This window comes from Bradyrhizobium sp. HKCCYLS1011, assembly GCF_051167795.1.
Lineage (GTDB): Bacteria > Pseudomonadota > Alphaproteobacteria > Rhizobiales > Xanthobacteraceae > Bradyrhizobium.
This window is the reverse complement of sequence record NZ_JBNPTT010000003.1, coordinates 52,370-63,520: the sequence shown is the minus strand read 5'-3', so window position 1 is coordinate 63,520 and position 11,151 is coordinate 52,370. Positions and strand designations below refer to the sequence as shown.

Below are 11,151 nucleotides of genomic sequence, written 5' to 3'. Positions count from 1 at the left end.
CGCTGCAGCGGGAGCGTGACGATGGTCCGATGAGAGCGCTGGAATCGACATTGGTGCTGGCCTTGCTGCTCGGCGCCTCTGTCGTGCTTGTCCCGTCATTCGGTGGCTGCCATGCCTCGCTCCCTCTGGCAGTTTTGGTTGCGCTGTTGCTGGCGGGGCATCTCCATCTGGAGGGGGCGCGCTACCAGATGGCTCCGGCCTATGTTGCAGCACTCGGCTTCGTGACCGCGGCCGGCTTGAGATGCATTGCGCATATTGAAAGTGTCCACGTATCCGGGCTGGGCTACGCGACTGCCTTCCTCGCCCTCATGGCCGGCTTGCTGTGTCTTGCCATGCCGGTCTTCAGGCTGCCGAAGCCAACGGGCGCGTACAGGATCGGCACTCACGTTCGGCACCTGATCGATGTGAGCAGAAGCGACCCATATTCGGATCGAGCCGGTTGCCGTGAGCTCATGATTCAGATCTGGTACCCGGCGAATCCATCCCGTCGTGGGCGCTATGCGCCTTACCGGGAGCGCGCCATCACGACCTGGCGAAGCGCGCATTTTTCGTATGTGAAGACGCATGCAATGTTGGATGCCGAATTGCCGCCGCTACCGCCGCGCTTTCCGGTCATCCTCTTCTTGCCTTCGTGGGCGGGAATCCGGACCGAATGTACCGTCTTGGTCGAGGAGCTCGCCAGCCATGGCTACATCATCGTGGGGATCGACCATCCCTACAGTTCCAGCCGTGTTGCCTTTCCGGATGGCACGGTGGCTTGCCGTAAATTCAAAGGCGATGAAGACTACTCGTCCGAAGCGGCTTTTGCGGAGTTCGTGAAGACCGCAAACGAGCAGATCGATATCAGAGCAGCTGATGCGCGCTTCGTATTGGATAGTCTGGAAGATTTGAACCGCGACGATCCGCAACAATTGTTGGCTGGCCGTCTCGATCTGGATCGGATCGCGGCGTTCGGCTTCTCCTTGGGCGGAGGAGCCGCAGCCGAAGTCTGCTCTTTGGACGAGCGCGTCAAGGCAGGGGCCGATCTTGCGGGGATGATTGGACGGAATACGGCGGAACGGCAAAGGTTCACCCCGTTTCTATTCATGTTCGAAGGAATGTACGACGAGGAGCCCTTCGTGGCTGAGGCTGACTTGAGCGGCTTCCCACCGGCCAAGCGTCGAGAGATCGCGTTTTCGTTGGACCAATTTGCGATGATGAATCAACTGCTGGAACGGCGGGGCGGCTACTGGATGACAATCCCCGGCGCCGAGCACATGCATTTCTCGGACATGAAGCTTTATTCGCCCTTGCGCCGCGGCAGCGTCAACCCTGTTCAGATCCTTCGGGTCATCCGCAGCAATCTGGTTGCGTTCTTCGACCACAGCCTGGGGCTTCAGAGAGCAACTCCGCCGACGGACATCGAGGGCGCGTCACCGCTTCTAAGGGTCAAGAAGGTCGATCCAGCAGTACCAGCAGCCTGACGTGTCAGGACATCGGGCCCTTCACGCTCTGGTTCTCGTCCATCTTCAATCCATCCTTCGCCCGATCAGTTCTTGTCCACTGTGAATCCACCTGACCGAAAGCGAATTGGGCGTAGAGCTTCAATTTTCGGGCGACATAGAATGGAATCAACAGCAGCGAGGCAGGGGGAACAAGATCCATGCCGCATTTGAGCCAGGCGATGCCGATGGCGGAGACAAACACCAGCAGATTTCCGGCGCTCACCCAAAGACCAATCGAAGAGCCACCGATGAGCGACGCCAGGAGCGAAAGGCCGAAGGCTGCGAGGACCAGCATCCCGAGCAGAGACACAGGCGGGACGGACAGGTCGAGCGCAACGGCCATAAGGTCGAGGTCTCGCTTGACACAGGCGCGCGCAAGAAGCTTGGGAGCCGCTCTCATGATCGTGTCGAGATGGCCATGCTCCCAGCGCTTGCGCTGAGACTGCGCGCCCTTTGCAGACGTCGGGAATGTGCTTCCAATGCGGGCTGTCGGGCAGAACAGCGGAGGATGCCCAGCTAAAGTCAGGTCCAAACCGAGGGTCAAATCCTCCACGATCTGCCCACTTGCAAGCTCTGCTGTCCGTATGACCTCCCAGGGGAATGCCATGCCACTTCCCATCAGCTGGCAGGGCAGGTCCAGAACGAACAACCCGAGCGGGCGCAGCCAGTTCTTGACCCGCCAGGAGAATTCCGCGACCTGATAGTTGATCGAGGAGTTGACGGGGGCGCTCATCAGGTAAAGCGCCTGGACCGGTCGGTTGCTGCTTCCGCAGGCACTTGCGAGAGCCTCGATTGCGCCCTCTGAGACGCGACAGTCGGCATCAACAATGATGACAACTGCGGGAGGCCGCGAACCAAGGTGACGTACGCCCCAGTCGAGCGCGTAGCCCTTTCCCCGCCGTATGAGGTCGGTCCGCTCGATGACCTCAGCACCTGCATCTCGCGCCATCGCCGCGGTATCGTCCGAGCAATTATCGGCCACGACCAGCAGTCTGTCATGTGGGAGGAGCTGGGCGCGAATATCGGCTATTGTCGGACGGATTCCGGAGCTCTCGTTGTGAGCCGGTATGAGGACGGCGAGCGGGGGACGCTGGATGCCGGTAGGTGCGCCGGGGACGGGACGCTTGCGTCGAGAAAGTATTACCGCCGCAATGATCTCAGCGGCGAACACAGCCACCAAGGGCGCGAGGAGAACCGCAACAGCTATCGACAACAAGGAGACGAAAGCCGTCATTCCCCTATATTCCTCTGTTCCCGCGGGCCAAACTCGCGAACTGAGCAGGCGTTCCCATTATCAGAACTGCTCATGGCGCGGTGTCGGAATTCTTGCAGGCAGCACGTCGATCCCCAGCGAATTCGCCCCTAAATAGCCGCGAGCTGGGAACGGCACGCGTAAGATGGACCTGGAGACCAACGTTCCCCATACTTAAAAAGAGCGCGGTATGTTCAGTCACACCGCTCCGTTTTCACCATTTAATCATGTTAACTTTTCCGGCAACTTTGAAGGGCTCGCCAAGACCACCCATTCCGGCTAGAGCGTATCCGAAAAGCTCAAGTGTTGCTAGACACAAGCGCAAGATACCGTGGTAAATGCAATGCGCCAATTGGAAGCTCTGCAATAATCTGCAACATCTCGGTATTAATGGTAGAGCTAAAGTTGATATTAATGCTAGCGCCGGACTCGCCACTGCTGATTGCTGACAGGTTATGAAATGAGAAAGCTTTCGGGTGTGTTGATCGGGTGCGGCGCCATCGCGCGCGAACATCTGACCGCTTTAGCGGAACTTGACAACGTTGAAGTCTCCGGGGTCTGCGACATCTCGTCCGCCCGAGCCGAGGCGATGGCTGAACGTTTTCAGGTGCCCAAATTCTATACGAACCATCGCGATCTTCTGGATGAACTGAAGCCGGACCTCGTCCATATCACCACGCCGCCGGCGTCGCATCTTCCCATCGCCATGGATTGTTTGGAGCGGGGGCTGAACGTCTTCTGTGAAAAACCCATGACGGTGCAGTACGCCGATTTTTGTCTGCTCAAAGATAAGGCGATCGCCAAGGGTACTATGCTGATGGAAAATCAGCAGAACCGTTTCCATTCGTCGGTCCGGCGCATTCTTCAGCTGATCGAAACGGGTGAATTGGGAGACGTCCTTGACGTTCAGATCTGCCTGTCTCTCAACATCACTGGACCGAATAGCGCCTACACGGACATGAACGCCCCGCACTTCGGCATGACGCTGCCGGGCGGCGTGATCGGCGATTTTTTGCCGCACATCGCCTATTTGGCCTACATGTTCACCGGCAAGGCGCTGGCTGTGAATGCGGTCTGGACGAAGCATACGAAGTGCACGCCATTGCCGGCCGATGAATTCCGCGGCCTGATCAAGGGTGAGCGCACGACGGCCTTTGTCAGCTTCAGCGGCAATGCCCAGCCGGACGGATTCCTTATCCGAGTGATCGGGACTCGGATGCGGGTCGAAGCAAATCTTTACGAGCCCCCCAAGGTTGTAAGCAAGCGCTTGCGCAAGGGTGAGCCGGCGCTGATGACAGTCGTGGACGGGATTGCGGAAGCCCGCCAGGTGCTGACCGGCAGCATCGGGGGCTTTGTCCGGAAGCTGGCCGGGCAAAGCAGCTATGACGGGATGAAGGACATGCTGGCCGCTACATATCGGTCGATCGAATTGAAGCAGCCCCAGCCCATATCGTTGCAAGAGCTCGATGAAATCGCGCAGCTTGCCGATCAACTCTCAGCTACGGCGAAGCCATGAAAGTACTTGTATCCGGAGCAGGTGGTTTTCTGGGCCAGTCGGTGGTGAACTCTCTGGTCGAGCGCGGGCATCAGGTCCGCGCGATGGTGCGGCCGGCCGCTCGGGCTCCTGACTGGCCCGAGCAGGTCGAAGTGTTTCGCGCCGATCTGCGCGTTCATAAGGATCTCGCGCCGGCGTTCGACGGCGTCGATGCCGTGATTCATCTTGCAGCCGCTGTGACCGGCAATGAAGACGCGCAATTTGCCTCGACCGTCGTCGCGACAGAGCGCTTCCTCGAGGCCATGGCGAAGTCGACCGTCAAGCGACTTGTTCATGTCAGCAGTCTGGTCGTGTATGATTGGTCAAGGGCCAAATCCTGCATGGATGAGGAGACGCCGGTCGAGTGTGCTCCCTACACGATGGGCGGATACACGATTGCGAAGATCTGGCAGGAGCGCATCGTGGAGCGCTTTGCTAAGACGAACTCCTGGGACGTCACGATTGCCAGGCCCGGTTTCATTTGGGGCGACGGTCACGAGGAAATCGCCGCCATGGGGCGCAAGTTCGGGCGGCTCTATCTGATGTTCGGCCCGTTCACCCGATTGCCGCTGAGTCATGTGACCAATTGCGCCGATTGTCTGGTCACAGCTCTCGAAAGCCCGACCGCATCGGGGCAAACCTTTAATATCGTCGACAGCGATGATGTCCGAGTCTGGCAGTATGTCAGAGAGTATGCACGGCGGACGCGGCAACCGGGGTTGCTTGTCCCATTGCCGTATCATGTTGGACTTGGCTTGGCGCAGCTGGCCGCCTTTACCAGCAGAAAACTATTTGGTGAGAAGGGGAAGCTTCCGTCCCTGCTGACGCCGCGCCGCTTCGAGTCCCAGTTCAAGCCGCTTCGTTTCAGCAATTCGAAGATCCGGACGAAATTGGGCTGGAGACCCCGCTTTAGCTTCGATGAGTGCCTGGCCGCTTCGTACAAGCATCAAGTGACTTGACCCGGCGGACATCCAAGCTCCATCAGCGAGCAGCAGTTGCGAGCGCGCGGGCAAGTATTGCGGCGAACCGTCTCGCTTCCGCGCCAATATCGAATTCCTGTTCGACTTTTCTGCGCCCGGCGGTGGCCAGCCGGGTCCGCAAGCTCGGATCCTCGACCAGTTGGTGAATGGCGGCAGCGGTTGCGCCGGCATCACCCGGCGAGATGAGCAGACCGCTCTTGCCGTCCTCCACCAGTTCTGGGATCCCCGCAATTCGCGTCGTGATGACGGGAACGCCCGCCGCCATCGCCTCCATCAGCACGACAGGGACGCCCTCGGCGAAGCTTGTGAGCACGAAAATATCGGCCTGCTTGAGCAGGTCTCGAACTTGCGCCTGTGATTGATAGCCGAGAAAATGAACGCGCTCCGAGATGCCGAGCCGGCGCGCCTGCTCGATGAGCATGAGCCGGTCGGGGCCGTCGCCGGCGATCTCCAATGATACGTCGTCAAGCTTCGCTAATGCATCGAGCAGGATAGGTAAGCCTTTTGCGGCGGCGAGGCGTCCGACGAACAGCAACTTTTTGCCTCGCCCGGTGTGTTGACGCAACTCGAACAGATCGGGCTCAACGCCGCAATGGACGATCATCAATTTGTCCCAACAGTCGACCGGCGAAAACAACATGGCCTGACTGCGACAAAAATGGCTGATGCAGTTCACGAACAGCGCGCGTCTGACTTTCTCGTCAATCCACCAGAGCCTGGGCTCGAGGAATTCGGAGGGTCCATGCATTGTAAAGCTGAATGTGAAACCTCCGAGCTCCGCGGCGATTGCCGCGACCGAGCAACTTGAATCGGAGAAGTGGTTATGGAGATGGGAAAGCGAGTGCTTTCGCATCAGCCGCGCCAGCATCGCCGCTTCGGCAAAATAGGCGGCTTGCCGTAACAGCGCGCGAAAGCCGGGTGGGCATGTCCTGATGGCAAGCGAAAGCGCCGACAGGTAACGCTTGGGCGAAGAAAACAGCTGCGTCAGGTGGGCTCGAAGCAAGTTTGCCGGCGGAAGAAGATAGATCGTCGACCTTCTGATGGCCTCGACCTCGGCGCTGACGTTTTCGGTTGCTGGCGGCTTTCGGATCGAGAACGTCTGCACGTGATATCCGAGAGAGCGCAACATCGCGACCTCCCGTTGGATAAACGTGTCGGTTGCTCGCGGATATTGGCCAGTCAGAAATCCGAGCCGCATTTGGCCTGCTCTTGCCCGAGGACGATCGTCGCCCGTTGCGGCCGCATCGGTGATTACGTCCCGCGCGGTCTTCGCTCGGAGCTCCGTGCCGCCAGCCGGTCTGGCCTTGTATCGCAGCTCTGCCATTGAAATCTACCTTATTACCCGCGCTGGTATCCCCACGGCGGTCGCTCCGGCCGGGACGTCGCGCAGTACGACGCTCATTGCGCCGATCTTGGCGCCGGAGGCGATCCTGATGCCGCCTAGCGCCTGAGCGTAGGCCCCGAAGTCGACATCGTCTTCGATCACCGGTGTTGGACCGCCCTCGACCCGGTTGCCGATCGTGACGCCTTGGCGAAGGGTGCAATTGCGGCCGATGACGGCCTGAGAATGAATGAAGATATTTCCGAAGTGATAGATCCGCAGGCCCGGACCAATTTGCGCCTCGACCGGCAGGCTTATGCCGGTCATGGTTTCCACCAGCCGAAAAAGCAGCCAATAGACTTTCAAGAGAACGCTTCGTGCCAGGCCGTCCTTTCGCAGCAGGATACGTCGACCGAACCGGTAGACCCAGATCGCCCAGATCGACTGCTCCCGCAGGAAGGGGCGGGACGGGTAACGCGACAGGTCGGCTGCGAAATCGGGATCCTGCGTCATTCGTCTGCTGCTGCTGTATGACTTTCCGTTGATCGATGCCTGCGGGCTGGACATCGGTCAAATTCCGGCCCGCGTCAAAGTCTGTTCAAGGATCTCAATATCAACTTCGATATCAGCGCTCGCATCCCATGATTGAGGATAATCCGTGCCTAGGGTCGCGGGATGTCCCCTGCCCAGCATGTAGTAATACTGCAAGCCCAGCTGGTTGCTGAGCTTCCAAAAATACGTCGCGACCAGTTCGGGCGAATAGATTTCGATGATCTTCGTTCCGGGCGAGCAGAAGATGACGTTGCTCATCCCTCCGCCATGTGGAGCAACGACCACCTCGCAGGATGCCATTACAGCCGCCTGTTCCGGCACCGACATCGTTTCCATGGCAGCGACCTCGAAGCCGCGCTCTTTCAGCGTCTCAATCACGATGTCTTCATTCAGGACACGACGATAGCCGGCAAGGCCCCGGCTGATGTAGAGTCGACGCCCGGGCGACGGCATATTGCGCCGATCCTGTAGCAGAAAGTTGCGTCGGAGAAAATCGACCATCCATGGCCTGAAACAGCCGCCACCTAATGGGACAGATGGAACGATCAACTCGCGCGCGCGCAGATACCGCGTCTTGTCTCCGTCGATGATTCTGGATGGTTCGATCCCGAGCGTAGCCAAGGTCTCACGCTGAAAGCGGGCACGCTGGCTGTTGACCAAGAAATAGTCGACCCTGCTCAGGTCGATTCCAGCCAGCCTCATCAGTTCATAGCGCGGCAGCAGCTGAAACAGCCAGTGGTAATAAAGACTGGCGCCGTCCGTCGCCAGCACGGCTACACTTGCGTCAATCTCCGTCAACGGTTCGAGGTCCCAATCCGAATTGAGCGCTGCCTCCGTCGTCAATTTAGGATCGTGAAAGTAGGTCGAGACGTCTTTCAGAAACTGGCCGTCCGGCGCGATGACGAGACCACGGTTAGTGGCCCGTCCTCTTGGCACCGACGCGACGAAGGTCTCGGGATAGTCGTAAGATTGATCCATCAGGAATTGACGGCGCATCTGACGGTGCACAGTCATCGGCAGAGGCATCGGCACCGTGCAGGCAGGGTCTACCCGGCTGATTTTAGCCCCCAATGCACGGCCTGATGTCGAGACCCAATCCGGCGTTGCCTCACAGACCGAAGATGGCGGATATAAGCAATCGTTGTCGATAGCGGCCGATGGCAAGATTTTCGCCAGCATTCGAGATCGCAACAGCTTGATCTGACGGCGCCATCTTTGGAGCGCCTTCCAGGAGGGCCGCAACCGACGTTTCAACCAGTTTTTTGGCTGGTAGATGTCAAACCAGAAAAGGGTCGCCATGAACGATTTCCTTCCCTCAATTGACGCCAGAGTTCGATGACGATCGCGACCGCTCAACGATTTCAGCCAGAAAATCCCGATACTGCCTGCCTATCGCAGCCCATGAGAATTGTGCAGCTCGCTCAACGCGGGCCTGTTGTTCAACCGGAGGCGCGGCGAGCGCAAGCTCAAGGCTGCGGGCGATGTTGGCCGGATCATTCGTGTCGACTAGGTACTCCCGATCGCCAACGATCCACCGCGACCGGGGAGAATCATGCCCAACGACCGGCAGCCCGCAGGCTAAGGCTTCCACGAACACGTTGCCAAAAGACTCATCCATCGAAAGGTGTAGAGCGACGTTGGCTGCTCGGTAAAGCGCCGGCATTTGCTGCGGAGTGAGCGTCAGGCGTGTAAAGCGCCCGGGCAGTTGGCGGGCAGCGAGCTCGTCCACAGCCTGTCTGAGGGGACCGTCGCCTGCCACGACCAGGTGAGCATCCGGGATACGGCTGACCGCATCGATGCCGACCTCGACGCGCTTGGAAGGGCTCAAGGCACTGACCATCAGGATGATCGGTCGATTGGCGGGCAGCCCAAACTGCTCACGTTGAGCAGGCCCCGGCATGAAACGGCTGCAGTCAACACCGTTGGGGATCAGTCGACATTGCCAACGATCCTTGTTCCGATCATAGAAATCGGGATTGATGCAAATGAGGCCTTCGCATCCAAAGAACCGGAATTCGGCGTCGTTGGAGTAGGCCGGCCAGTCCCCGTTCTGCGTTACGAATACGTGGGGCGGGCGGGAACCCGACCAGACGGGGCGTCGCAAGGCCCAGTTGGTGAAAGGGTAGCTGCAGGTAACCGTCACGTCATAGTCTGCCGGCCGATAGGCAGCCAGCAGGGCAGGCACGAAGCTCAGCTCCTCGTAGGCAAACTCGTTTCTCAGCATGGGCATCTTTGGAAGTCGCTCAAGCTTCTTGCGCGACACGCTCGCCGCGCGCAGAAATCGGTACTGGACGTCGGGTTTTTCCTGTCCAGAGCCGATCAGCGTGACGGTGTCGCCGCCCTTTGCCAGCTCCGATGCCACGGAAATGAATGCTATTTCGGCCCCGCGGTCGTAACGGTGCAGGCCGGGCAAGGCGAACAGAATTTTCATGGACGCGAATGTTGAGGTTTAATCATTGAGACGTCGTTCTCGAACCCATTCAGCGCCTGAGATGACAGCGCAGCACTATGCCTCCGTCGACCTTCTTCTGTGCTGGATGAGTTTTCTCTCAACCGGATCAATATTATTCCACTGTAGTTTATCCGTAGTCTTTCACCGAAGGAATGTCATAGGTTTTTCGATCAAAATCGAAAAGTGAATGTCAAATACGCTAATATTTATCATGAAGTGACACAAAAGCGTTAAGGGGCAGGAGCTGCGCGGCGGGTCATCAGCCATTCTGAAGCGCTATAGAAGGCCCTTCGGACAGCGGGTTCCCAATAGGCGCTAACCAGCCAACTGAGCACGATGACCATCAGCAGAGCAAGGGTAAGGGATAGCCACTTGTCGATCCCGATCATCGTCAGGGCTTGGATTGCCCGACGTCCAATCTCGTCGTGAACCAAGTACAGCGGGTAGGTAATGAGACCGAGATGGCGGACGACGGTCGCCACGCGCGGCGGGATCGAAAGGGGCGCGCGCCCGGTGATTGCAATACATAGGACGGCGACCAGCCAGGTCGCGACGGGCGCCGCAATCCAGTAGTAGGTCAGCACCTGTCGAGGCAGGAATTCCGCTCCCCGAAGGCAGATCTCGGTGATGCACGCCGCGATTGCTGTCAGGGCGGTCAGATACTCCCAGGTCGCCAATTGCCGCGTGGTCGACAGCCACAGCCAAATGCCCGTCGCGAAGAAGCAGCCGTGCCGTAAGAGCAGCACGTTCATATGATCACTGATGTACCAGTCCTGGAACCCGGCGGCGACCATGTATATTCCGCTCCCCATCGTGAGCAGAAGTGCCAGCCGATTGATGTACTGAAACCGGTTGATGGACAACACGATGAAGATCACCGCATAGAACACGATCTCGACGGCAAGCGTCCAATATACCGGAGAGATCCAGGGGCCTTTCGGCAGCAGGACCAGGGACCTGAGATACGGAAGGATCTCTGCGTTCGGGGCCAGAAGAGCAAACGTGATGGTCGCGCACAGCCACGGCGCCGGGAGCAATCGCAGCGCACGGCCTTTGAGGAATTGGAGCGGGCTCGAGCCGTTGGCCGAATTGGCGATCACGAAGCCGGAAATGACGAAAAAGACCTCGACCCCGACCCAGCCGAACCATGTCAAGGGCCATACCAGCTGGAAATCGGCGACCTGATTAACGTATGCGTAGTGAAAGCCAACGACCGAGAGCGCGGACAGAAACCGAATGATGTCGATGGCATAATAGTAGTGGGTCGGCTGTTTCGGTCGATTTGGATGCACGTGCCTCAACTCCTGGGCGGCGCGGGCCTGATTTATCTCGATCATCGAAAATGCAAAGGCCGAGCCGATCCCGGGTCGCGCAGGAAATGGTTTTTAACGTTGTCGTGGAGGCTCGCAAGATCGATGAAAAATCGGCTTCTTCAATATTCGGACAAGCCGTCCGCTTTGCAATAGGGTATATCCTTAATTGTGTCTGATTAAGAGTCCCCGAGCTCGTACTGGCGAGTAACCTTATTTCGTATGGTTGCCTGGACTGGGTTGGTGGTCAGCGTGTTAATTTGGTC

General features: G+C 58.5%; 9 protein-coding genes. 3 read left to right on the top strand and 6 right to left on the bottom strand.

Annotated features, from left to right (window positions below):
* Positions 1-29 precede the first annotated feature (29 nt).
* Positions 30-1,463, top strand: coding sequence for an alpha/beta hydrolase family protein (locus ACQR1W_RS09200; protein ID WP_434850511.1), 1,434 nt, complete (start codon positions 30-32; stop codon positions 1,461-1,463).
* A gap of 4 nt (positions 1,464-1,467) precedes the next feature.
* On the opposite strand, the gene ACQR1W_RS09195 is transcribed toward ACQR1W_RS09200, so the two are convergent.
* Positions 1,468-2,718, bottom strand: coding sequence for a glycosyltransferase family 2 protein (locus tag ACQR1W_RS09195; RefSeq protein WP_434850510.1), 1,251 nt, complete (start codon positions 2,716-2,718; stop codon positions 1,468-1,470).
* Between the two features lie 478 nt (positions 2,719-3,196).
* On the opposite strand from ACQR1W_RS09195, the gene ACQR1W_RS09190 reads away from it, so the two are divergent.
* Positions 3,197-4,252: a Gfo/Idh/MocA family protein gene (locus ACQR1W_RS09190; protein ID WP_434850509.1), complete on the top strand. Its 1,056-nt coding sequence runs from the start codon at positions 3,197-3,199 to the stop codon at positions 4,250-4,252.
* Positions 4,249-5,229: an NAD-dependent epimerase/dehydratase family protein gene (locus ACQR1W_RS09185; protein WP_434850508.1), complete on the top strand. Its 981-nt coding sequence runs from the start codon at positions 4,249-4,251 to the stop codon at positions 5,227-5,229. Before ACQR1W_RS09190 ends, ACQR1W_RS09185 begins: the two co-directional genes overlap by 4 nt.
* A 22-nt stretch (positions 5,230-5,251) precedes the next feature.
* Here the strand turns inward: ACQR1W_RS09185 and ACQR1W_RS09180 are convergent, their stop codons facing one another.
* The 5 genes from ACQR1W_RS09180 to ACQR1W_RS09160 form a co-directional block, all read right to left on the bottom strand.
* Positions 5,252-6,379 (bottom strand): glycosyltransferase, encoded by a 1,128-nt coding sequence (locus ACQR1W_RS09180; RefSeq protein ID WP_434850507.1) that lies wholly within the window; start codon positions 6,377-6,379, stop codon positions 5,252-5,254.
* Between the two features lie 201 nt (positions 6,380-6,580).
* The gene (locus ACQR1W_RS09175) at positions 6,581-7,084 is read right to left on the bottom strand and encodes a serine O-acetyltransferase (RefSeq protein WP_434850506.1); all 504 of its coding nucleotides are present in this window, start codon (positions 7,082-7,084) and stop codon (positions 6,581-6,583) included.
* A 57-nt stretch (positions 7,085-7,141) separates the two neighbouring features.
* On the bottom strand, positions 7,142-8,422 hold the full coding sequence (locus ACQR1W_RS09170; protein ID WP_434850505.1) for a glycosyltransferase family 61 protein: 1,281 nt from the start codon (positions 8,420-8,422) through the stop codon (positions 7,142-7,144).
* A gap of 16 nt (positions 8,423-8,438) precedes the next feature.
* Entirely contained in the window at positions 8,439-9,554 is a 1,116-nt protein-coding gene (locus tag ACQR1W_RS09165; protein ID WP_434850504.1) for a glycosyltransferase family 4 protein, read from the bottom strand.
* 251 nt (positions 9,555-9,805) lie between these two features.
* Positions 9,806-10,867 carry an acyltransferase family protein gene (locus ACQR1W_RS09160; protein WP_434850503.1) on the bottom strand — a complete coding sequence of 354 codons (1,062 nt, stop codon included), beginning with the start codon at positions 10,865-10,867 and terminating at the stop codon, positions 9,806-9,808.
* Positions 10,868-11,151 lie beyond the last annotated feature (284 nt).